Genomic DNA, 21,287 nt, shown 5'->3' with positions numbered 1-21,287 from the left:
TTCGCATGCTTCCAAAACGTTTCGGGGAATCGGCTTGCATAACGCTGGCGGCCTCGCTTTAGTCTGTGACCAACAGTGCGGGACAACCCGCCGGACGTGACAGGGAGATTGCCGTGGCCAACAACGCAGATGCGTTCGTGGAATTTGACCGCGTTCAGAAAAGCTATGACGGCGAACAGCTGGTCGTAAAAGATCTGAACCTTTCGATGCCGAAAGGCGAGTTTCTGACCATGCTGGGGCCGTCGGGGTCGGGCAAGACCACCTGCCTGATGATGCTGGCCGGGTTCGAGACCGCGACCCACGGCGACATCCGCCTTGATGGCACCCCCATCAACAACATTCCGCCCCACAAGCGCGGGATCGGTATGGTGTTCCAGAACTACGCCCTGTTTCCGCACATGACGGTGGCCGAAAACCTCGCGTTTCCGTTGCAGGTGCGCAAGATGAACAAGTCCACGCAGGAAGAAAAAGTCATGCGCGCGCTGGGCATGGTGCAGATGCAGGACTTTGCTGGGCGCCGCCCGTCGCAACTGTCGGGCGGCCAGCAACAGCGGATCGCGCTGGCACGCGCGCTGGTGTTCGAACCCGAACTGGTGCTGATGGATGAACCGCTGGGCGCGCTGGACAAGCAGTTGCGCGAGACGCTGCAATTCGAGATCACGAACCTGGCCCACGAGTTGGGGATCACGGTGGTTTACGTCACGCACGATCAGACCGAGGCGCTGACCATGTCCGACCGTGTCGCTGTTTTCGAAAACGGTCGCATCCAGCAATTGGCCCCGCCGGACGAGTTGTACGAGGAACCGCAGAACAGTTTTGTCGCGCAGTTTATCGGCGAAAACAACACGCTCGAAGGTGTTGTGTCCGAAATCAAGGGCGATACCTGTGTTGTGAAACTGGACAGCGGAGAGGTCATCGACGCGGTGCCGGTGAACGTCAATCAGGTTGGCGAACGGACCAAGGTTTCGATCCGCCCCGAACGTGTCGAGGTGGACACCGCGAAGCTGGGACCGAATGCGCATACGCTCAAGGCCGAGGTTCTGGAATTCGTTTACATGGGCGATATTTTCCGCACCCGCCTGCGCGTCGCTGGCACCGACAATTTCGTCATCAAGACACGCAATTCCCCCGATCAGACCAAACTGACGCCGGGGACGACCATCAATATCGGCTGGATGCCGCGCGACTGCCGCGCGCTGGACGCCTGATATCGAACAGGATGCGGCCGGTCCCGGCGGGTGCATCCATGAATAATGACCGGGTAACATAACGGGAGTTGATTATGACTTTGAAGACAAAACTTGGCGCGACCACCGCATTGGTTCTGGCAGGTACGACTGTCTTTTCCGCTGCAAACGCGCAAGAGATGGCAAACGACATGACAATCGTGTCCTGGGGCGGCGCCTACCAGAACAGCCAGCAGAAGGCCTATGTCGAGCCCTATCTGGAAATGAACGAAGGCGTCACCGCTGTCTGGGACGAATCCTCTGCCGAGGCCGTCGCCAAGCTGCGCGCCATGAACGAAGCCGGCAACGTGACCTGGGACGTGGTCGACGTGGTCGCATCCGACGCCATCCGCCTGTGCGACGAAGGTCTGGCGATGGAAATCGACTTTAACGAGATGCTGGCAGACGGCGATGACGGTTCCACCGCCGAAGAAGACTTCGGCGACCTGCTGGTCAGCGACTGCTTTATCCCGCAAATCGTCTACTCGACCACGGTGGGTTACCGCACCGACATGGTCGGCGACACCGCACCGACCGACATCTGCGCGCTGTTCGATCTGGACACATACCCCGGTATGCGCTCGCTCGAGCGTCGTCCGATCAACAACATGGAATGGGCACTGCTGTGTGATGGCGTTGCCAAAGAAGACGTCTATGACGTGCTTGAGACCGAGGAAGGTCAGGACCAGGCATTCGCCAAGCTGGACACCATCAAGGACAACGTCGTTTGGTGGACCGCTGGTGCCGATACGCCGCAGCTGCTGGCCGACGGCGAAGTCATCATGGGTTCGACCTATAACGGTCGTCTGTTCAGCGCGATCGAAGAGCAGGACCAGCCCATCGGTATGCTGTGGGACGCACAGGTGTTTGACCTCGACGGTTGGATTATCCCGACAGGCCTGAGCGAAGAGCGTCTGGCGCGCGCACTGGACTTTGTCCGTTTCGCAACCGACACGCAGCGCCTGGCTGACCAGTCCAAGTACATCTCTTACGGTCCGGCTCGTGCATCGTCCGCACCGCTGGTCGGTCAGCACGCAGAGTTGGGGATTGAAATGGCACAGCACATGCCGACCGATCCCGCGAACGCGACCAACACGTTCCTGTACAACTACGAGTGGTGGGCTGACTACCGCGACGATCTGGATGCGAAATTCCAGGCTTGGCTGGCCCAGTAAATCATCAAGGCGCGCCCCGGACCCGGTCCGGGGCGTCATATGATCCGTGGCGGCCCGCATGTGTCGGGCCGCCACATCCCCAAATCTGCGAGGAAGACAGACATGCCCAAAGGTTACATCATCGGTCATATCAAGGTGACGGACCCCGAAGGCTACCCTGAATATGTCCAGCGCGACACGCCGATCCTGCAAGCGCATGGCGCGCGGTTCATCGTGCGCGGCGGCCAGTCCGAAACGCCCGAGGGTGTGGATATGGGACGGCATGTCGTCATCGAATTCGACAGTTATGAGGCCGCCAAGGCCGCCTACAATGACCCCGATTACCAAGAGGTCGCAGACATCCGGCGCCGCTGCGCCGAGAGCACGATCATCCTGGTGGAAGGCACCTGAACATGAGCAACGCCACAACAGGCCCTGACAATCTGACAGGCGTAACCCCTGATACCGGGCTGAAGGTCGGGCAATCCGATGAAACCGGACCGGTTCTTGCCGCTGACGGCACTTCGCTGAAATCATCGCTGAACCGCGCCCTGCGCAAGCAAAAGATGCGGGCGCTGCTGCTGATCGCGCCGCTGCTGTTCTTTATCCTCGTCACATTCATTTACCCGATCGGCGAAATGTTGTTCCGGTCGGTCGAAAACCAGATCGTCGGTGAAACACTGCCGCGCACGGTCGTGGAACTGGCCGATTGGGATGCCGATGTGACCGATGTTCCGGGTGCGCCGGTGTTTTCCGCGTTGACCAAGGACCTGATGGTCGCGGTCGAGGAAAAGAACCACACCCGGCTGGGATCGCGTCTGAACTATGAACTGTCGGGCGTGTCGTCCCTGTTTCGCAAATCCGGCCGTGGCGTTGACGATTTCGGTGAGGTCTACACCGATCAGTTCGTGGCGCTGGATCCCGCATGGGAAGACCCCGCAACATTCATCGACATCTTTGCCGGTGAACGCTGGCTGACGGCGAACGCCGCCTATGATGGCGAGGGGCCGCGCCCGAGATTCCGATTGGCGCCCGGCGTGGACGATGTCCTGCCCGAAACCGCCCGCATGTACGCAGACTTTGCCCGCGTCGTTCAGGTCGAGGATGACGACAATCCGGCAGAAGAAGAGCCCTGGAACGCGGTTTACCTCGCACTTTACGAGGAACTGTCAGCGGGTGCCGTGATCCCTGCGGATTTTCCGCAGGCCGCACTGCTGAACCAGGCACAGGCCGCTGTTGCCACATTTGACACCGAGGATCTGCGCGCGCAGTTCGTCGAGATCGACGAAGACTGGGCCGACCGCGAGGTCTGGCGCATCATCCAGGGCTATTCCGCACCCTATACGGCCGGCTATTTCCTGAACGCCGTGGACCTGCAACAGACACCCGACGGCGTCGCTTGGCGCCCGGAAAACCAGCAGATCTATATCACGCTGTTCATCCGCACGATGATCATGTCGACGGCAATCACGCTGGCCTGCATTATGCTGGGCTATCCTGTCGCATGGCTCATGGCGAACCTGCCCGCACGGCAGGCAAACCTGCTGATGATCCTGGTGTTGCTGCCGTTCTGGACGTCGCTGCTGGTGCGCACATCCGCATGGAAGGTCATGTTGCAACGCGAGGGTGTCATCAACGACCTATTCGTCTGGATCGGCATCGTCGCCGATGACAACCGGCTTGCCCTGATCAACAATGCAACGGGCACGATCATCGCGATGACGCACATCCTGCTGCCGTTCATGATCCTGCCGCTGTATTCGGTGATGAAAACCATCCCTGTCAGCTATACCCGCGCCGCCAAATCGCTGGGTGCGACGAACTGGACCGCGTTCTGGCGCGTCTATTTCCCGCAAAGCGTGCCCGGCATCGGGGCGGGGTCGATCCTCGTGTTCATCCTGGCCATCGGTTACTACATCACGCCGGAAATCGTGGGCGGGACCAAGGGCGTCTTTATTTCGAACCGGATCGCCTATCACATCTCCAGCTCATTGAACTGGGGTTTGGCGGCGGCACTGGGGGCCATCCTTCTGGTGATCGTTCTGGCGCTGTACTGGGCCTATGATCGGATCGTGGGCATCGACAACGTGAAACTGGGGGGCTGATCATGGCTGCTGCATTCAATCCGACCGCAGGCAAACCACTGCGCCCCTTCATGACATTTGCCTTGCCGCTGCTGCTGGCCTTTGGCGCGATTCTTGGTTTCATCGGTGGGCAGGCGGCAGGTCTGGGACCTGCTGCCGGCACGCTGGTCGGGATAATCGTGGCGGCTGTGCTGGCCTTTGTGCTGCCGCGCTATCTGCCGCAGCGTTCAGGCCGCTGGACGGCCACGGGGATCTGCGGTGTGCTGGGGCTGCTGGCGGGTGGTCTGGCCGGTTTCATCGGCGGCGTGATCCTGGGCGCGCTGCTGGGCTGGGCGGTCTATTGGCTGACCAAGGGCAACTACCGCCGTGGCGTGCCGGTTTACGCAACCTCTGGCCAGACGCTGTGGCACAATGCGTTCAAGTTCATCTGCGGTGCCATCTTCTTTTTCCTGATCGCACCGATCGTCACGGTGATCCCGTTGTCGTTCAACGCCGAAAACTTCTTTACCTTTACACCGGGCATGCTGGCGCTGGATCCAGAGGCCTACAGCCTGCGCCATTACCGCGACTTTTTCACCAATGATGCATGGCTTCAGCCGTTGAAGAATTCGCTGATCATCGCGCCGCTGGCGACCATCATTTCGGTGACGCTGGGCACGCTGGCGGCGATCGGTTTGTCGCAATCGCATGTGCCCGCCCGGCGCGCGATCATGGCGATCCTGATTTCGCCGATGATCGTGCCGTTGATCATCTCGGCCACGGGCATGTTCTTTTTCTACAGCCAGATGGGCTTGTGGATGGAGGAATATCTGGGCCTGTCCAAGGATCTGACCGGCTATATCAAGGTGGTTTTGGCCCATGCCGCATTGGGCATTCCCTTCGTCATTATCACGGTGACGGCCACCCTGGTCGGTTTCGACCAATCGCTGACACGGGCTGCGGCAAACATGGGTGCGGGACCTGCCAAGACGTTCTTCAAGATCCAGATGCCGCTGATTCTGCCCGGCGTGATCTCAGGCGGCCTATTCGCCTTTATCACGTCGTTCGACGAGGTGGTCGTCGTACTGTTCGTGGGCGCCGCCGCGCAAAAAACGCTGCCGTGGCAGATGTTCACCGGCCTGCGCGAGCAGATTTCACCGACGATCCTCGCGGTGGCCACGGTGCTGGTCTGCGTGTCAATCTGCCTGCTGACGGTGGTGGAATTGTTGCGGCGCCGGTCGGAACGCCTGCGGGGCATGTCGCCGGGCTGATCCCCCGTATTTTCGCGAAAATACGGCCTCCCGTTGCTGGCGGGGGGCCGATTTTTCGCGAAAAATCGGGATCAGGGCAGAATGTAGAGCCAGCCCCAGATCGTCAGGACGCTGCCGCCCGTGGCGATCAGCACGGAGGATGCGGCAACCCGGCGGGCCCGGCCATACATATTTGCAAAGACATAAGCGTTCACCCCCGGGGCCATGGCGGCGGTCAGGATCGCGGACCTGAAATCGGCGATATCGAGTCCTGTCGCGCGCCCCATCGTCCAGACGATCAGGGGATGCAGACCAAGGCTGATTGCGCAAACGAACAGGATCGTGCGCATGTCACCTTCAGGGCGGTAGCGGTACAGCACCCCCCCCAGACCGAACAACGCCGCCGGCAGAGCCGCACGGACCATCAGGTCGATGGCATCCGCGACAGTGACCGGCAGGGCCATTCCCGACAGGTTCACGGTTAGGCCCAGAACGATCCCGATGATCAGGCTGTTGTGGAACATGGCGTTCAGCACCTTCCAGGGGAGCTGTCTGCGCGCCCCGCCCTGGTTGCGCACGATTTCCATGGCCGTAATCCCGAGGAAATAGCCAAAGGGCGCGTGCATCGCGATGATCGCGAAATTTCCCGCCAGTGCATCGGTGCCGTAGGCGCGTTCGGTGATGGGAATGCCCAGCAGCAATGTGTTGGAGAACAGTGCGCAAAATCCGATGGCAATCGCGTCCTCCCAGTCGCGTTTGAACAGGTAGCGGCCACCGAGCGTGCCGCAGATGAAACAGGCCAATGCGCCGGTGTAGAAGCTGCCCAGCAATGCCAAGCTGAAATTCTGGCTCAGGTCCAGGTCGGACATTGCCTTGAACAACAGGCAGGGCAGGGCAAAGGTCTGGGTGAAGCGCATCAGCCCGTCCACGCCTGCATCGCTGAACAGGCCGCGCCAGACCGCGACATAGCCGAAACCGATGACCAGAAAGACGGGGAGGATGACCTCGATCAGCGCTGTCATGGGTGAGGTCCCTCTGGTTCGAATGGCGGACGCCTGCGGCGGGCGAGTATGCGAGTATTTGCGGCAAGATGATGCTAGGGTCGGACGATACGCAGCCCGTCGTGGGCCGGGATGATGTGGTCGGGCAGTTCGTCCTGCAAGTGGGCGTAATCAAGGTCCACATGCATGTTTGTGAGGATCGCCTGTTGCGGATTTGCCCGCGCAATCCAGTCGCATGTCCGGGCGAGATGGCTGTGACTGGGATGCGGCGTGCGGCGCAAGGCATCCACGATCCAGGTGTGCAACCCGTCGAGGGTTGGCCAGACCGCCTCGGGTATGCCGGATACATCCGGCAGGTAGGCAACATCGGCGATCCGGAATCCCAGGGCGGGAATATTGCCGTGTTCTACCGTGAAGGGTGTCAGGATGATCTTGCCGCCTGCGCCACCCACATGCACATCGCCACGGATATGGCGCAGATCCAGGATCGGTGGATAGCTTGATCCAGGCGGTGTCTCGAAGGCATAGCCAAAGCGTTCGGTCAGCGCTTGTGCCGTGGGACCATCGGCCCAGACATCCAGGCGTTTGCGGGTGTTGAACACGATCATGCGCAGATCGTCGATACCGTGCACATGATCCGCATGGGGATGGGTGTAGACCACACCGTCCAGCTGGCCGATACCGGCCTCCAGCAGTTGTTCGCGCATGTCGGGTGTGGTGTCGATCAGCACGCTGGTGGTGCCGTCCGGCCCGTCGCGCTGCACCAGCAGCGAACAGCGCCTGCGACGGTTCCTGGGATTGGTCGGATCGCAGTCGCCCCAGATACCGCCCAAGCGTGGCACGCCACCGGATGATCCGCAGCCCAGAATGGTGAAACGCAGGGTCATACGGCCTTCCAGAACAGGCGGTCGAAGTTGGCGGTTGTCCGGGTTGCGAATTCCGCAGGTGTGAGGCCGAACACCTCGGACCCGACGCGTGCCGTATGTGCGGTATAGGCCGGCTCGTTCGTCTTGCCGCGGTGCGGCGGCGGGGCGAGGTAGGGGCTGTCGGTTTCCACCAGGATCCGGTCCAGTGGCGCATCGGCAAATATGGCTCGCAGGTCGCGGGATTTGGGAAAGGCTGCAATACCGGACATCGACAGATAGAAATCGAGGGCCAGCGCCGCCTCGGCCAGCGCGCGCGAGGATGAAAAGCAGTGCATGACGCAGGTAAATGCACCTGCGGCGTGTTCTTCGGTCAGGATGCGCGCCATGTCGTCGTCGGCGTCGCGGGCGTGGATGATCAGCGGTAGCCGGGTCTGGCGTGCGGCCTCGATATGCAGACGCAGCGATTGTTGCTGCACGAATTTGCTGTCGGCGGTGTAGTGATAATCCAGACCCGTTTCACCGATGCCGACGAATTTGGGATGCCGGGCGAGCGCCACGAGATCGTCGACCGTTGCCATGGGTTGGTCCGCCACGCTCATCGGGTGGGTGCCGGCGGCCCAATAGACGGGGGCGTGGGCGTCAGCAATGGCGGCGACACGGGGCGCGTTCGCCAGTTTCGTGCAGATGGTGACCATGCGCGTGACACCTGCGTCCACGGCGCGCTGGACCACATCGGCGCGGCTGTCGTCGAAATCGGGAAAATCCAGATGGCAGTGACTGTCGACGAGGTGGGACATGATGGGGGCCTTTTAGGGGCTGGCGTCGGTCTGTGCCACACGCTCTATGCTGAAGATCATATCCAGCACCAGCGCGGCAGGGTCAAGGTTCACCGCCCGTCCGTGGCGCGCGCGCGCGCCTGCGGTCTGCGTCAGATCCGCCCAGGCGCGGGCCGCGCGGTCGTGCGGGCTGATCCGTGTCAAAAGGCGGGCCTCGCCGGGGGCTCCTTGGGTGCGCGGCTCGCCGGCGATACCCGCATGGGCGGCGCGTGACAGCAGCAGGTCGAATAGGTCAAGCATCAGGGCAAAGCGGTTGGCATTCTGCTTGCCTGCACAGCTTTCGGCCAGTTTCAGCGCTGCGGTGCGGTCGATCTGGGGCAGGCCATCCAGCAGCTGAACCAGTTGCGCGTAAAGTGCCAGGCCGTCCTGGGTCAGCAGGCGGACCGCGTCGCCGGCGGACCCGCCAGAGAGCGCCTGCAAGGCCTGGGATTGATCGGCCGACAATCCGGCCTGGTCCAGGACAGCAGCAAGGTCATCCGCCGCAAGCGGCGCGCAGCGCAGCACCCGGCAGCGTGACCGGATCGTGGGCAGCAGACGCGACGGCTGATGCGCAATGAGAAGCAGTGTCGTGCGGGCAGGCGGCTCTTCCAGTTCCTTGAGGATGGCATTGGCGGCGGCGCGGTTCATCTCGTCGGCGGCATCCACGATCACGACCCGGCGGCCGCCATCGGCGGATGACATCTGAAAGAAACCTTTCATGCCGCGGATTGTATCGACGGTGATATCGGCCTTGAGGGTGCCTGTCTTGTCGTCGACGGGACGGCGCACGACAAAGAGGCGTGGATGCGCACCGGCTGCGATCAGCCGCGCATCGGGGTGGTCCGGCGCGATCGCAAGCGAGGTGACGGGCGGCGGATCACCGAACAGACCTGCGTCCGGGCTGGCGGGCTGGGCCAGCAGAAAGGTCGCGATTTTCCACGCCAGCGTCGCCTTGCCCACGCCCCGCGGGCCTGTAATCAGCCAGCCGGAATGCAGGCGTCTCGTGTTGTAGGCATCCAGAAAATCAGCGATCGCCGCGTCCTGACCGAACAGGACGGGCGTGTCACGCGGATGGGGCGCGCCTGCGATGCGATCTGGTTCGGGCAGATCGGTCATAGGCGCGATGCGATATCGGCAGCCACACTGTCGGGGTCACGGTCGCCGTCGATCAAGACGCAGCGTTCAGGATGATCGCGGGCCAGATCGCAAAAGACCGACCGCACCTTTTGCTGCAACGGCAGGCCCATGTCCTCGAACCGCTGTTCCGCACCCGCGCGGGCCAGACCACGGGCCAGCGCCGTGGCAGGGTCCATGTCGATGATGAATGTCAGGTCGGGTTCCAGCCCGATCATCAGCGCGTGCAACTGATCGACGGTGCCGCGCAGGTCACCGCGCGTGGCCCCCTGATAGGCGCGCGTGCTGTCGGCGAAACGGTCGCAGATCACGGTATGTCCTGCGGCCAGTGCCGGTTGAATCGTCTTTTCGAGGTGATCCCGACGGGCGGCGTTGAACAGCAGTAGTTCCGTCATGGCAGACCATCTGCCCGGGTCGCCTGTCAGTACGAGGGTGCGGATTTCCTCTGCACCTGCGCTGCCGCCCGGTTCGCGGGTCAGCACCACCTGTTGACCACGCGCCCGCAGATCGTCTGCAAGACGCCTGGCTTGGGTCGACTTGCCGGACCCGTCGATACCTTCGAAGGTGATGAACCGAACGGAGTGCGGGTCGACTGAGGTCATGCCGCCTCTTCGGCGTCGGCGGGTGCTGCGGCTGCGGGATCGGCGGTGCGGGATGTGACCTTGCCCAGTAGCACCTGCGCGGCGGTGCGCATCCGTGGCATGAAACCGCCACGCGCCACATCGGAATCGGCGACCAGTGGGACGCGGCGGTCGGGCAGGCCGTCGAATTCGATGACCAGCTCGCCCAGCGTCTGCCCGGCGGTAATCGGTGCCTGCACGGGGCCGCTGAATGAAACGCTGGCGTTCAGCGTGTCGCCATTGGTCGTCGGAACCAGCATCTGTAAATCTTCGGCCACGGTCAGGCCGATCTGCTGCGTTTCGCCCATCCAGACATCGGCTGTCGCGATCCGCACGCCAGAGGCCGCGACCTCGCGTTGTGCGAATTGGCGAAAGGCCCAGTTCACAATTTTCTCGGATTCCTCGGCGCGTTCCTGTGGGGTGTCCATGCCGGACAGCACAAAGATGATCCGCCGCCCATCCTGTTTGGCGGACCCCACCAGACCATAGCCGGCCTCGGACGTGTGACCCGTTTTCAGACCATCGGCACCGATCCCCAGCCCCAGGATCGGATTGCGGTTGCGGCTGTTGGATGGCACGCGCCCGTCGAACAGAAATTCCTGTTCGGCAAAGATCGGATAGAACGTCGGGAAATCGACAATCAGACGCTCTGCCAGAATGCCCAGATCGCGCATCGACATGCGGTGACTGGGATCGGGCCAGCCACTGGAATTGGCAAAGGTCGAATTGTTCATGCCCATTTCGCGCGCGCGCGCCGTCATCATCCGGGCAAATCCGGCTTCGGTTCCATCGGGCGACAGTGCCTCGGCCAGCACGGTGCTTGCGTCGTTGCCGGACAGGACGATCACGCCGCGCAACAGATCCTCGACGGTGACGCGATCCGTCGTATCAAGGAACATCGACGATCCGCCGTAGCTGGCCGCATGGGCGGACACGGGCAGTTCTTCGTCAATGCGCAACCGACCGTCTGCCACGGCCTCGAATGCCATGTAGATCGTCATCAGTTTCGACATCGACGCAGGCGGCAGCGGCGCATCCGCATTTTTTTCAAGCAGCACGGTGCCGGTGGTCATGTCCATCACAAACCCCGAACCCGCGCTTGTCTCGAACTGCTGTGCCATGGCAGTGCTGCCCAGCAGTGAGAGTGCGAGTGCTGCGATACGCAGGGCTTGAGTCATGGTGAAATCCTTTTGGTATCAGTTCGTCACGGCATAGGCATCGTTGAAACCCAGCGCCTTGACCTTGTCCAGAACGGCGCTGCGGTCGGCGGCCGTGGGCGCGGGCCCGACGGTGACACGGTAGAACGTCTTGGTCTGGCTTTCCTGTGCGATGACGTTTGCCGAAAGCCCGTCGCCGCGCAGTGCGGTCGCGGTATTGTTGGCGTTTTCCTCGATGCTGAAAATGCCTATCTGGATGAACGGTTTGTCCAGCGTAGAGGTCGCGGCGGGTTGTACCACGGGGGCAGGGGCCACGGCGTCCGGTGTCGCCGCTGCGACCGCGGCGGGGGCGTCATCCAGTGGTTCGGCGGCGATCACCTCTGGCGCGTCAAAATCGGTGATCGCTGTTTCGGTGGGGGCAGGTGCCTCTTCGCGGCGCAGGGCGATGACGTTCAACTGCGCCGGGCTGCCAGCCAGCATGCCCAGCTCTTCGGCCGCATCTGACGACACCTGCAGCGCTGGCCCGGGATTTTCACGTTCACGCCGGAACAGGGCACCGATCACGAAACGCCCGTTGGAAGTGTTGCGGATGATCACGCGTTCGGGGTCGGTCACGGAGGGATGCGCGACCCAGACGCCACCCAGCGAAGGCCGTCCGTCCCACAATCCGGCCTCGGTCAGGTTGAAAACCTCGGGCGCTTCGATGTCGCGGGCATTGGCGGCGTCCGCCGGCGTCACGATGGGCGCGGCAGCCCCGTCATCGGCCGCGGCACCGAAACTGGGCAGGTTTTCGCATGCCGCCAGTGCGACCGCACTGACTGTCATTGCCAGCCAGATTGCAGGTCTGGAAACACGCCGGAATTCAAATGCCATTGCTCGCCCTCTCTTGCAGGTCGCACCGTGGCCGTTTTGCACGGCACTTGCGCTGATGCGTCATTGTATGGGGCGTGACCGAAGCAACCCCCCGAAATCCTGAGCGGAGTCTAGCGTCACTGCGCCGTGAAAGAAAGCCAAAGCAGGTGCGGTCTCGGCGGAATTCCCCAGAGTGTGAAGTGGCTTGTCCTGACGTCTTGGCCGGATTATGAGGTGCCTGCGCGGAGGCTTGGCAGAGTGGTCGAATGCACCGGTCTTGAAAACCGACGAGGGTGAAAGTCCTCCCAGGGTTCGAATCCCTGAGCCTCCGCCAGACGAGTTCCATTCAACAAGTCAGTTGCCCGTTCGTTTCAATTGATTAAGGCGATTGAATTGGGACGTGTCGGGATGGTCATCTTGATTTGCTACCCATTTCGAACCACATTTTGCGACCCGAGGGTTTCGGAGATGTGCGATCTCAGACAACCTTACCCCACGCGGCAGGACGGTTTACCCGAAGCGACGCGTGCCAGCGCGGTTTGCTGATGTGGAGCCGCGGCCTGTTATCTGGCACAGCTTGAAAACAGATTCTCGCGCGATTGCACATTCGAAGGTGGAATGTGTTTGGGCGGGATACCATCGATGGATGGAAGCGCGGCTTGCTGGGTGTGACGGAAACGCGGAGGCCCGGTTTCGGGCAGCGCGCGATCTGGCCGCGCGAAAGGCTTATGCTTTTCTGACTGCGGGGCCGCCGCCAAGGGTCGAGACATAGATGACCTTGGGTCCGCAGTGGATCGTGTGGGGGCGCGAACAGCGGGTCTTGGAAAAGACCTCCTCGGGCTCGATGATCTAGTGGATTTTCGCCTTCAGCGGGTCCTTCACGTCGATGATGTCGATGCGCGACGAACGGATGCTGGGAATGATCAGGTAGCGGCGTTCCAGAAAGGCGTTGCCAGACAGCGGCGACAGGGACGAGGAACAGGCATTTCAGCCGAAATGGTGCAACTCGTCGCCAGTGTTGCGCGTGATCACCTGATGGACGATCCGGCCGTAGGTGTCGGACGCGGGGTCCACGTCGACGACTGCCAGCCCGACAGGTTGCGACCCGTCCGGGCTGAGCATCAGTGTGAAAGCCAGCGTTTCTGGCGGGGCGTCCATTGCGAGTTTCGAAGGCGCGTGAAACGTTGGGTCCGGTCTCAGGTCCATTGGTCCTTTCTCCCTTGAAAACGTCTATGGTCTTTCTCGATCTCCTCGGTCCGATCCTATCACGGATTTAAAGTGCAGGATGCCTGTTCTTGTTTGTCGGTCCGGATGGTGCCGACGCGACCTCTGCCGCCAGCGCACGCGCCTGTTCGCGCAGCACGAATTTCTGGATCTTTCCCGTCGTGGTGCGCGGGATCGGCATGAAGACGATCCGTCCCGGCACCTTGTATCCCGCCAGATTGCTGCGGCACCAATCCCGAAGCTGGTCCGGGTCCACGTTAGCACCCGCTGACAGTTCGACGAAGGCGCAGGGCGTTTCGCCCCAGCGGTCGTGCGGCATGGCCACGACGGCCACGACGGCTACGTCGGGGTGACGATACAACACCTCCTCGACCTCGATCGAGGAGATGTTTTCTCCGCCAGAGATGATGACGTCCTTGGACCGATCCTTGAGCTGGATATATCCGTCAGGGTGCATCACGCCGAGGTCGCCTGAATGGAACCAGCCCCCGGCGAAGGCCTCCTGCGTTGCCTGCGGATTGCGGAAATAGCCTTTCATCACGACGTTGCCGCGAAACATGACCTCGCCCATCGTCCGGCCGTCGCGTGGAACGGGCATCATCGTATCAGGGTCCAGCACGTCGAGCTGTTCCAGCGGAAGATAGCGCACGCCTTGCCGGGATTTCAGACGCGCCTGTTCGGCAAGCGGCAGATCGGACCAGCTGTCGTGCCAGTCATTCACGACGGCGGGACCATAGGTTTCGGTCAGCCCGTAAAGATGGACGACATCGAAACCCGCCGTCTTCATGTCCGCCAACACCTTTTCGGGGGGCGGGGCGGCGGCGGTGAAAAACTGGACAGTACGATGCAGGTTGCGTTTCGCCGCCGCGGGGGCCTGGATCATCAGCGACATGACGATCGGAGCGCCGCACAAGTGGGTCACGCCCTCATCTGCGAGGGCTGTCCAGATCGGTTCGGCCCTGACCTGTCGCAGGCAGACATGGGTGCCGATGATGGCGGACAGCGTCCAGGGAAAACACCAGCCGTTGCAGTGAAACATCGGCAGGGTCCAGAGATAGACCGCATGTTTCGGCATCGACGCAGTCAGCGCGTTCCCCTGTGCCAGCAGGTAGGCCCCGCGATGGTGCGACACCACGCCCTTTGGATCGCCCGTCGTGCCAGAGGTGTAGTTGATCGCGATCGCGTCCCATTCATCCAGTGGCATCAGCCAGGCAAAATCCGGGGTGCCTCCCGCCACGAAAGCTTCGTAGTCGAGGGCATCTACAGCGGGGATCGGTTCAGTGAATTCCGGGTCGTCGTATTGGATCAGAACCGATTTCACTGTCGCCAGCGCCAGCGCATCCTGCATCAAAGGCATGAATTCGCGGTCCACGATCACCAGCTTTGCGCCGGCGTGATCCAGCTGGAACGCGATGATCGCTGCATCCAGTCGCGTATTGATCGAATGCAGCACCGCGCCACACATTGGCACACCGTAATGGCATTCCAACATCGCGGGCGTGTTGGCCAGCAGGGCCGAGACCGTATCCCCGCGCCCGATCCCCGCCTGCGTCAGCGCCGAGGCCAACTGCCGCGACCTTCGGTAGAACTCAGCGTAGCTGCGCCGCAGCGCACCGTGCACGATGGCCGTATGCTCTGGAAACACGCTGGCCGCGCGTTCCAGAAAAGTCAGCGGAGAAAGCGGCTGATGGTTCGCGGGATTGCGGTCGAGCCCGGTGTTGTAAGGGTCCACGTCCGTCATGTTATGCATCCTGCCAAGCGGGGGCGCGTTTGGCAAGGAAGGCATCAATGCCTTCCGCTGCGTCGCGGGCCAGCATGTTCTCGACCATGACCTGCGTGGCGTAGTCGTAGGCGTCTGATAACATCATGTCGCGCTGCGCGTAGAAGGCGCGTTTGCCTGTCGCCAGCGTCATGCTGGACTTTGACGCGATCGTGCGCGCCAGATCCATCGTGGCGTCTCGCAGATCGTCGACGGCGACGGTCCTGTTGATCAGCCCCATGTCTGCCGCGCGGTCCGCCGGGATCATGTCGCCGGTCAGCAACATTTCCATCGCATGTTTGGCGGCCACGTTGCGCGACAGGGCGACCATGGGGGTCGAGCAGAACAGCCCGATGTGAACGCCCGGGGTGCTGAACGTCGCCGTGTCGGCGGCGATGGCAAGGTCGCAGCTGGCTACAAGCTGGCAGCCTGCGGCGGTGGCCACGCCCGTCACCTCGGCGATGACGGGTTTCGGGCAGGTGACGATACCCTGCATGACCCCGGAGCACTGCGTGAGGACCCGCGCGAAATAGGCGCGCCCTTCGTCCGGACCGCTGCGGCCGGCGGTCATTTCCTTCAGGTCGTGACCTGCACAGAACGCGGGGCCCTTCGCGGCAAGGACAATAACCCGGACCGCAGGGTCGGCAGCGGCCTGTGCGAAGGCGGCCGCCAGTTGCGCCAGCATCTCCTCTGACAGCGCGTTGCGTCGCGCGGGGTCGTTCAGGGTCAGACGCAGGATGCCGTCGGCGTCCAGTTCGCGTGTCAGGATCTCGGCCTTCAGCATGGCATCAGGCCCCCTCGCGTGCGGGCTGCATGATATTGATCTCCACGCTGTCGGCCAAGGTGTTGGCGATAAAGCAGTAGCGGTGCGCGCGGTGCTGCATCTTGTCCAGCTCGGCATCTGACGGCGAAAATCCGGTGTCGAACCGCACGACCGGGTGCAGATCAATGCGCGTCACCGACATCTGCCCCGGCGCATTCTTGCCCAGATGTGCGACCGCATAATCGCTGTAGCTTGCGACCGGCCAAGCCGCCTTGGCCGCCAGCGCCAGAAAGGTCATCATGTGACAGCTGGACAGTGCCGAGGCGAGCGCCTGTTCGGGGTTGGTATGGGCCGGATCGCCGCCCCAATCCGGGGCGGCATCAACCTGAATGTCGCAATCGCTGTTGAATTGGACGGTATGCGTATTGGAATACTTGCCGGTCAGCAGCGCGGGTTCCCCACGTTGCCAGTGCAACTGGATCGAAAGGTCGGACATGGGTCAGGTCTCTTGCTGGGCCGGAACGCTTACGCGGCGGCGAGTTTCTTCTTGGGGTCGTAGAACGGACGCTCGACCACGGTGGCGCGCGCCGGGCCGGACGGGGTCATGACCTCGACTTCGGTTCCGATCTGCGCATGGCCGACCTCTACCATTGCCAAGGCGATGTTCCGTTCCAGCCGGGGCGAATAGACCGCCGATGTGACCTTGCCGATCTGCGCGCCGTCACTTTTGATCGGCCAGAACATCGTGTTCGGTCCTTTCAGTGGTGCACCCTCGATGATTACTCCGACCTGCAAGCGGGTCACACCCTCATCGCGGATGCGGCGCAGCGCGGCCTTGCCGATGAAATCGGCCTCGATGTCGAGGTCCACAAGGCGGTCGAGCCCGAGCTCGAAGGGGTTCGTCGTGATGTCCGCATCCGCATGGTAGGACAGCATCCCGCCCTCGATCCGGCGGATCGAGGAGGTGTGGCCCGGCTTCAGGCCGAAGGCCATGCCCACTGCCATGATGCGCTCCCACAACGCATCCCCATGCGTACTGTCGCGCAGATAGATCTCGTAGCCCAACTCGCTGGACCATCCGGTTCGCGACACAAGCAGCGGGATGCCGTCCAGTTTAAGTTCGCGGTGCCAGTAGTATTTCAGATCAAGGATGCTGTCACCGAACAAGGCCTGCATGATTTCGCCGGACCTCGGCCCCTGAAGCTGCAACGGCGACACGTCCGGTTCACCGATCGTGACGTCAAGGCCGGAATGGACGGCGACGCCCTGTGCCCACAGCAGGATGTCGCTGTCGGCCAGCGAAATCCAAAAGTGGTTTTCGGCGAGGCGCAGCAGGATCGGATCGTTGAGGATGCAACCCTCGGCGTTGGTGATCAGGACATACTTGCACTGGCCTACCGCCATCTTTGACAGATCGCGCGGTGTCAGCATCTGCACGAAACGGGCCGCATCGGGGCCGGTGATTTCGACTTGACGTTCCACGGCCACGTCGCACAAGATCGCATCGTTGACGAGGGTCCAGAAGTTCTGTTCCGGATCGCCGAAATCGCGCGGGATATACATGTGGTTGTAGACGGAAAAACCCTTTGCACCCCACCGCACAGTGGCGTCGAAATAGGGTGATTTCCGGATCTGTGTACCAAAGCCGAAGTCGTCTGCGTTCATATTCTTCCCCCCTTGTGCGTCACCGGCTGGATGGGCCGGGACGATTGAACCTGCAGCGAATTTAGGCTCGAGAGATGGCTATGTTCGGTCTGAAAAATCGGCGGTTTCAGACCGGACAGGCTGATTTTTGGGCAGAAATTGTACCGTTTGGTCTGAGCGGGTCAGCCGACGTCTTTTGCCGCCAGCTTGGCAAGGTTGGGCCGACCTGCCTTGACGATGCGAGTCGCGATGTAGGTCATGTATCGGTCCACGCCGAGTTCAGCATCCAGCATCGCCTGCATCAACGCTTGAAACGACGTGAGACTGGAGCTGACGGCCTTCAGCACGTAATCCATGCCGCCTCCTGTGGCGATGCATTCCGTGATCTCGTCCCGGGCCGTGACGAAGGCCTCGAATCTGTCAAAGTCGGCCTTGCGATGGTGGGTCAGGGATACGGTGACAATAACCTGGGTCACATCGCAGACACGGTCGATCGCGATGTCACCTTGATAACCCCGGATCAGACCCGCCGCCTTCAGCCGATCCAGACGGACCCAGCACGGCGTCGCCGATATGTTGGCAATCTCGGCAAGCTTTGCCTTGCTCAGCTGCCCATATTGCTGCACCGCGCAAAGGATTCGAATATCGGTCGCGTCGAGGCCAATCCTTTTCATTCTTCGGCTATCCGCAATGCATTAAGGTTCTTGCGGTGGCACACCGCTGGTTCCGACTACGATAACACGCAAGACCCGGCTAGGTAGACAGCTTTGCGACCGATTTGCATTCGCCAGCGGCAAGGGACGGATCTGTCGGCGTCCCAACGGTTCGGAATGCCCTGCAACAGGCGTTTCGGCGCTCGACAAGAGTTTCATTTTCGGACGGGCAGCATTCGTCGACAGTCTGAGCCCGCGTGGTCGCCTTGGGATCATAGCTGACCTTGGGCACCCGAAAATACTGCGCAATGCATGATTGGCTGGTCTGGGAAGCTGCATTGCAGCGTCAGGTGCGGCGATGAACGGCAGCTAAGGGCCGGGCTTGATCATCCCGGCGGTCACTCGGCGGCCAGTGCAGCCCGGTCCTGACGGGGAGACAGGCCAAATTTTCTTGCATACTCGCGCGAGAATTGGGCCGAACTTTCGTAGCCGACGCGGAAGGCGATGTCCGAGACCTTGGCTCCCGAGGCGTGCAGCGCGCTTCGGGCCTGCAACAGGCGCAGGTCCTTTTGGTATTGAAGGGGCGAGGTGCCGGTGATGGCCTTGAAATGCTCGAAGAAGGCCGAGGGGCTCATGCCGATGCTTTCGGCAAGCGCGCCGACGACCAGGGCACGCGACAAGTCGGACTGGATCTCGCGCGTGGCGCGGAAGATGCGGCTGGCGGTAGTCTCGTGCCACATCAGCCTTTGGAGGGCGCCCGCATGCGGCCCCAGCAGCAGCCGTGCATGTATCTCCTGCCGGGTGATCGGCGAGAGCAGGTGACGGGTGTCATCCCGCGCGCATTGGTCGATCAGGCGGACCAGCGCGTTTTCCATGCCGGGGTCCGTCGGGCAAAGCGTGATCGAGAACGGGTCTTTCACATGAGATGCCCGCGCGGGCGGAACCGCCGGGGCCAGCCCACGCAACAGGTCAAGATCCAGCGGCTGGACCAGCGCAAGATAGGGCGTCGCAGCCGTGGCCTCTGTTATGCGCGAGACGACTGGCAGCGCGTGACTGACGATCAACGACTGTCCCCGGGTCACCGTCAGGCTGCGGGTGCCGGTGCTGACCTGCTTGGCCCCCTGCAGCACAAGACACAACAGCGGGCGATAGACTGTGGCGCTCTGGGGTGTCGCGGCGGCGTGCCGCAAAAGGTGCAATCCGCTGGGTGCATGGGCCAATGCGCCCTGCGGCACCCGCGCTTCATCCAACAGCGCCACCGCGCGTTCCAGCAAACCTGTCATGCCGTCCTCCCTTTGCAGATCTGATAGCATGACGGTTCCCCGACCAATGACGAAAATTTCCAAGTTCCGGAGGATCGGGCAAATTTTTCGGACAATCGAGAAAGATACGGTGTCCTACGCGGAGTATCGTCCTCTTATCAGCAAGCGAGGACAACGATACATGGCAAAGGTATTCATCACCGGGATCGCAGGCGGTTTTAGTCAGTCCACGGCGCGGGCGCTGATGGCGCGGGGGCACATGGTGGCGGGCAGTGTGCGGAGCCGCACCGGCCGCAACGCAGACTCTGTTGCCGCGCTGGAGGCCGAAGGTTCATGGATCGTCGAGATGGACGTGACCGACACCGCCAGCACCGAGGCCTGCATCATCGCGCCGGGCAACATGCCCACGGCCTTCTTGGACGGGATGGTGACGCCGAACCACCCGACGGTTGAGGCCCAATACGGCGATTTAGCAGCCGTTCCTGCACTGTCGGCGCGAGGTCAGGCGCAGATACTGGACGCCACGACGAACCAACGCGCCGAGCGCATCGCCGAGGCTGTCGTCGCCCTGCTCGCTCTGCCCTTTAGCCAGAAACCCTTCCGCACCGTGGTCGATCACACCGGCGTCGCGCCCAAGATCGAGCGCTACAACACCGTGCTGCAGGACGTAACGCGCACCGTCCTGACCCGCTTCGGCATCGCCGGCATGCTGCACCTCAACGCCTAAAGGAGTCCTCTCATGTCCACCATCCTCATCACCGGCGCGTCCTCCGGCATTGGCAAAGCCACCGCCCTGCGCTTTCAGTCTGAAGGCTGGAATGTCATAGCCACCATGCGTGATCCCTCCGTTTCGGACCTCGGCGAGCTCGACAACGTATTGGTCACATCGCTGGACGTCACGGAACCGGCGTCGATCACGGAGGCCATCCGCGCGGGAACCGACCGTTTCGGCAGCATCGACGTCCTGCTGAACAATGCGGGCTACGGCGCCTATGGCCCCTTGGAGGCGTTTTCAACCGACCGCATCCGCCGCCAGTTCGATACCAATGTAATCGGCTTGCTGGAGGTGACAAAGGCGGTCCTGCCACAGATGCGCGCGCGCCGCGCGGGCACCATCGTCAACATTTCCTCCATCGGCGGGCAGATCACCTTACCGCTGGGCACGCTGTATCACGGCACCAAGTTCGCCGTCGAAGGCCTATCCGAGGCGCTGCACTACGAACTGGAACCGCTGGGCATCCGTGTTCGCATCGTCGAACCGGGCATGATCAGGACCGATTTCGGCGGGCGCTCCTTCGACTTTGCCATGGGCGAGGATTTAACCGACTACGCCCCCACGGCAGCCGCCATGGGACGGCTGTTCGGCAGGCTGGCATCGAACCCTTCAGCCCCCGAACTGGTCGCGGATGTCATCTGGCAGGCGGTGACGGTCCCCGGCGACCAGCTGCGCTTCCGCGCCGGATCGGACGCCACAGACCTGCTGGACCGGCGCAAAACACAGGACGACGCAACCTTCATTGGCGGAATCAAGGCGTTGATGAACGAGTGATGGCCTGATCAGCCGAAGCGGCGTGACCTCCGCTTCGGCGCTCTGCGCTACGGCGTACGACGCTTGTGACGAACGGCAGTTTGGAGCCGGAGGCGGACTTTCATTGCGGGACAAAAGGCCTGCAAAGTGGGCCCGAACCTGACCTTCGCTGCGACTTGCGCGCATGGCGGCCAGTGCCGACGGGAAAAAAAATCACGGTGCGACCGCCAACGCTTTTGTCGTTGTTTTATAAATTTCTTGGCCGCCCTGGCGCGGAGCAAGCCGATTGTCGCAGATGTCTGGCCCTCCTGTCAGA

General features: G+C 62.0%; 21 protein-coding genes and 1 tRNA gene. 8 read left to right on the top strand and 14 right to left on the bottom strand.

What is annotated here, in order from left to right; all coding sequences use genetic code 11:
• The first annotated feature begins 107 nt into the window (after positions 1-107).
• The 5 genes from BMX27_RS12375 (at position 108) to BMX27_RS12355 (ending at position 5,714) form a co-directional block, all read left to right on the top strand.
• Positions 108-1,208: an ABC transporter ATP-binding protein gene (locus BMX27_RS12375; RefSeq protein ID WP_090160448.1), complete on the top strand. Its 1,101-nt coding sequence runs from the start codon at positions 108-110 to the stop codon at positions 1,206-1,208.
• A 74-nt stretch (positions 1,209-1,282) separates the two neighbouring features.
• Positions 1,283-2,401: an extracellular solute-binding protein gene (locus tag BMX27_RS12370; RefSeq protein ID WP_090160134.1), complete on the top strand. Its 1,119-nt coding sequence runs from the start codon at positions 1,283-1,285 to the stop codon at positions 2,399-2,401.
• A gap of 102 nt (positions 2,402-2,503) precedes the next feature.
• Positions 2,504-2,791, top strand: a complete 288-nt coding sequence (locus BMX27_RS12365; protein WP_090160133.1) for a DUF1330 domain-containing protein — start codon at positions 2,504-2,506, stop codon at positions 2,789-2,791.
• Between the two features lie 2 nt (positions 2,792-2,793).
• On the top strand, positions 2,794-4,485 hold the full coding sequence (locus BMX27_RS12360; RefSeq protein ID WP_090160132.1) for an ABC transporter permease: 1,692 nt from the start codon (positions 2,794-2,796) through the stop codon (positions 4,483-4,485).
• Between the two features lie 2 nt (positions 4,486-4,487).
• A complete protein-coding gene (locus BMX27_RS12355; protein ID WP_218144660.1) occupies positions 4,488-5,714 on the top strand; it encodes an ABC transporter permease in 1,227 nt (408 codons plus the stop codon).
• Between the two features lie 71 nt (positions 5,715-5,785).
• Here the strand turns inward: BMX27_RS12355 and BMX27_RS12350 are convergent, their stop codons facing one another.
• The 7 genes from BMX27_RS12350 to BMX27_RS12320 form a co-directional block, all read right to left on the bottom strand.
• The gene (locus BMX27_RS12350; RefSeq protein ID WP_090160131.1) at positions 5,786-6,715 is read right to left on the bottom strand and encodes an AEC family transporter; all 930 of its coding nucleotides are present in this window, start codon (positions 6,713-6,715) and stop codon (positions 5,786-5,788) included.
• 74 nt (positions 6,716-6,789) lie between these two features.
• Entirely contained in the window at positions 6,790-7,581 is a 792-nt protein-coding gene (locus BMX27_RS12345) for an MBL fold metallo-hydrolase (RefSeq protein ID WP_090160130.1), read from the bottom strand.
• Positions 7,578-8,357: a TatD family hydrolase gene (locus BMX27_RS12340; protein WP_090160129.1), complete on the bottom strand. Its 780-nt coding sequence runs from the start codon at positions 8,355-8,357 to the stop codon at positions 7,578-7,580. Before BMX27_RS12340 ends, BMX27_RS12345 begins: the two co-directional genes overlap by 4 nt.
• A 12-nt stretch (positions 8,358-8,369) precedes the next feature.
• Positions 8,370-9,491: a DNA polymerase III subunit delta' gene (locus BMX27_RS12335; RefSeq protein WP_090160128.1), complete on the bottom strand. Its 1,122-nt coding sequence runs from the start codon at positions 9,489-9,491 to the stop codon at positions 8,370-8,372.
• Positions 9,488-10,111: a dTMP kinase gene (tmk, locus tag BMX27_RS12330; protein ID WP_090160127.1), complete on the bottom strand. Its 624-nt coding sequence runs from the start codon at positions 10,109-10,111 to the stop codon at positions 9,488-9,490. Before tmk ends, BMX27_RS12335 begins: the two co-directional genes overlap by 4 nt.
• Positions 10,108-11,307: a D-alanyl-D-alanine carboxypeptidase family protein gene (locus tag BMX27_RS12325; protein ID WP_090160126.1), complete on the bottom strand. Its 1,200-nt coding sequence runs from the start codon at positions 11,305-11,307 to the stop codon at positions 10,108-10,110. Before BMX27_RS12325 ends, tmk begins: the two co-directional genes overlap by 4 nt.
• Before the next feature lie 18 nt (positions 11,308-11,325).
• Complete coding sequence (locus BMX27_RS12320) at positions 11,326-12,159, bottom strand: SPOR domain-containing protein (RefSeq protein WP_256212493.1); 834 nt, start codon at positions 12,157-12,159, stop codon at positions 11,326-11,328.
• Between the two features lie 223 nt (positions 12,160-12,382).
• On the opposite strand from BMX27_RS12320, the gene BMX27_RS12315 reads away from it, so the two are divergent.
• Positions 12,383-12,472, top strand: a tRNA-Ser gene (locus tag BMX27_RS12315).
• Positions 12,473-13,125: 653 nt separating this feature from the next.
• Here BMX27_RS12315 and BMX27_RS17130 read toward each other — a convergent pair.
• The 7 genes from BMX27_RS17130 to BMX27_RS12280 form a co-directional block, all read right to left on the bottom strand.
• Positions 13,126-13,344: a selenium-binding protein SBP56-related protein gene (locus tag BMX27_RS17130; RefSeq protein WP_371260133.1), complete on the bottom strand. Its 219-nt coding sequence runs from the start codon at positions 13,342-13,344 to the stop codon at positions 13,126-13,128.
• Positions 13,345-13,411: 67 nt separating this feature from the next.
• A complete protein-coding gene (locus tag BMX27_RS12305) occupies positions 13,412-15,103 on the bottom strand; it encodes an acyl-CoA synthetase (protein ID WP_090160125.1) in 1,692 nt (563 codons plus the stop codon).
• A 1-nt stretch (position 15,104) separates the two neighbouring features.
• Positions 15,105-15,905, bottom strand: a complete 801-nt coding sequence (locus BMX27_RS12300; protein WP_090160124.1) for an enoyl-CoA hydratase — start codon at positions 15,903-15,905, stop codon at positions 15,105-15,107.
• A gap of 4 nt (positions 15,906-15,909) precedes the next feature.
• A complete protein-coding gene (locus BMX27_RS12295; RefSeq protein WP_090160123.1) occupies positions 15,910-16,380 on the bottom strand; it encodes an OsmC family protein in 471 nt (156 codons plus the stop codon).
• 29 nt (positions 16,381-16,409) lie between these two features.
• The gene (locus BMX27_RS12290; RefSeq protein ID WP_090160122.1) at positions 16,410-17,549 is read right to left on the bottom strand and encodes a glycine cleavage T C-terminal barrel domain-containing protein; all 1,140 of its coding nucleotides are present in this window, start codon (positions 17,547-17,549) and stop codon (positions 16,410-16,412) included.
• A gap of 161 nt (positions 17,550-17,710) precedes the next feature.
• Positions 17,711-18,202 carry an Lrp/AsnC family transcriptional regulator gene (locus BMX27_RS12285; RefSeq protein WP_090160121.1) on the bottom strand — a complete coding sequence of 164 codons (492 nt, stop codon included), beginning with the start codon at positions 18,200-18,202 and terminating at the stop codon, positions 17,711-17,713.
• 377 nt (positions 18,203-18,579) lie between these two features.
• A complete protein-coding gene (locus BMX27_RS12280) occupies positions 18,580-19,464 on the bottom strand; it encodes an AraC family transcriptional regulator (RefSeq protein ID WP_090160120.1) in 885 nt (294 codons plus the stop codon).
• 160 nt (positions 19,465-19,624) lie between these two features.
• Here BMX27_RS12280 and BMX27_RS12275 point away from each other — a divergent pair, with 160 nt between their 5' ends.
• Together BMX27_RS12275 and BMX27_RS12270 are read left to right on the top strand one after the other, a co-directional pair.
• Positions 19,625-20,170 (top strand): Rossmann-fold NAD(P)-binding domain-containing protein, encoded by a 546-nt coding sequence (locus BMX27_RS12275; protein ID WP_090160119.1) that lies wholly within the window; start codon positions 19,625-19,627, stop codon positions 20,168-20,170.
• A 12-nt stretch (positions 20,171-20,182) separates the two neighbouring features.
• Positions 20,183-20,992: an SDR family oxidoreductase gene (locus tag BMX27_RS12270; RefSeq protein WP_090160118.1), complete on the top strand. Its 810-nt coding sequence runs from the start codon at positions 20,183-20,185 to the stop codon at positions 20,990-20,992.
• Positions 20,993-21,287: the final 295 nt, after the last annotated feature.

The sequence above is a fragment of the Loktanella sp. DSM 29012 genome (assembly GCF_900110705.1).
Classification (GTDB): domain Bacteria; phylum Pseudomonadota; class Alphaproteobacteria; order Rhodobacterales; family Rhodobacteraceae; genus Loktanella; species Loktanella gaetbuli.
The sequence above is the reverse complement of the archived record's forward strand: the minus strand, read 5'-3'. Positions and strand labels throughout refer to the sequence as shown.

What these genes read in the sequence shown, in the direction of transcription:
- BMX27_RS12350 (WP_090160131.1), bottom strand. Translation starts at nt 6,715, where the DNA reads ATGACAGCGCTGATCGAGGTCATCCTCCCCGTCTTTCTGGTCATCGGT.
- BMX27_RS12305 (WP_090160125.1), bottom strand. Translation starts at nt 15,103, where the DNA reads ATGACGGACGTGGACCCTTACAACACCGGGCTCGACCGCAATCCCGCG.
- tmk (WP_090160127.1), bottom strand. Translation starts at nt 10,111, where the DNA reads ATGACCTCAGTCGACCCGCACTCCGTTCGGTTCATCACCTTCGAAGGT.
- BMX27_RS12360 (WP_090160132.1), top strand. Translation starts at nt 2,794, where the DNA reads ATGAGCAACGCCACAACAGGCCCTGACAATCTGACAGGCGTAACCCCT.
- BMX27_RS12370 (WP_090160134.1), top strand. Translation starts at nt 1,283, where the DNA reads ATGACTTTGAAGACAAAACTTGGCGCGACCACCGCATTGGTTCTGGCA.
- BMX27_RS12325 (WP_090160126.1), bottom strand. Translation starts at nt 11,307, where the DNA reads ATGACTCAAGCCCTGCGTATCGCAGCACTCGCACTCTCACTGCTGGGC.
- BMX27_RS12290 (WP_090160122.1), bottom strand. Translation starts at nt 17,549, where the DNA reads ATGAACGCAGACGACTTCGGCTTTGGTACACAGATCCGGAAATCACCC.
- BMX27_RS12335 (WP_090160128.1), bottom strand. Translation starts at nt 9,491, where the DNA reads ATGACCGATCTGCCCGAACCAGATCGCATCGCAGGCGCGCCCCATCCG.
- BMX27_RS12295 (WP_090160123.1), bottom strand. Translation starts at nt 16,380, where the DNA reads ATGTCCGACCTTTCGATCCAGTTGCACTGGCAACGTGGGGAACCCGCG.
- BMX27_RS12365 (WP_090160133.1), top strand. Translation starts at nt 2,504, where the DNA reads ATGCCCAAAGGTTACATCATCGGTCATATCAAGGTGACGGACCCCGAA.
- BMX27_RS12345 (WP_090160130.1), bottom strand. Translation starts at nt 7,581, where the DNA reads ATGACCCTGCGTTTCACCATTCTGGGCTGCGGATCATCCGGTGGCGTG.
- BMX27_RS12300 (WP_090160124.1), bottom strand. Translation starts at nt 15,905, where the DNA reads ATGCTGAAGGCCGAGATCCTGACACGCGAACTGGACGCCGACGGCATC.
- BMX27_RS17130 (WP_371260133.1), bottom strand. Translation starts at nt 13,344, where the DNA reads ATGGACCTGAGACCGGACCCAACGTTTCACGCGCCTTCGAAACTCGCA.
- BMX27_RS12340 (WP_090160129.1), bottom strand. Translation starts at nt 8,357, where the DNA reads ATGTCCCACCTCGTCGACAGTCACTGCCATCTGGATTTTCCCGATTTC.
- BMX27_RS12275 (WP_090160119.1), top strand. Translation starts at nt 19,625, where the DNA reads ATGGCAAAGGTATTCATCACCGGGATCGCAGGCGGTTTTAGTCAGTCC.
- BMX27_RS12285 (WP_090160121.1), bottom strand. Translation starts at nt 18,202, where the DNA reads ATGAAAAGGATTGGCCTCGACGCGACCGATATTCGAATCCTTTGCGCG.
- BMX27_RS12270 (WP_090160118.1), top strand. Translation starts at nt 20,183, where the DNA reads ATGTCCACCATCCTCATCACCGGCGCGTCCTCCGGCATTGGCAAAGCC.
- BMX27_RS12320 (WP_256212493.1), bottom strand. Translation starts at nt 12,159, where the DNA reads ATGGCATTTGAATTCCGGCGTGTTTCCAGACCTGCAATCTGGCTGGCA.
- BMX27_RS12280 (WP_090160120.1), bottom strand. Translation starts at nt 19,464, where the DNA reads ATGACAGGTTTGCTGGAACGCGCGGTGGCGCTGTTGGATGAAGCGCGG.
- BMX27_RS12355 (WP_218144660.1), top strand. Translation starts at nt 4,488, where the DNA reads ATGGCTGCTGCATTCAATCCGACCGCAGGCAAACCACTGCGCCCCTTC.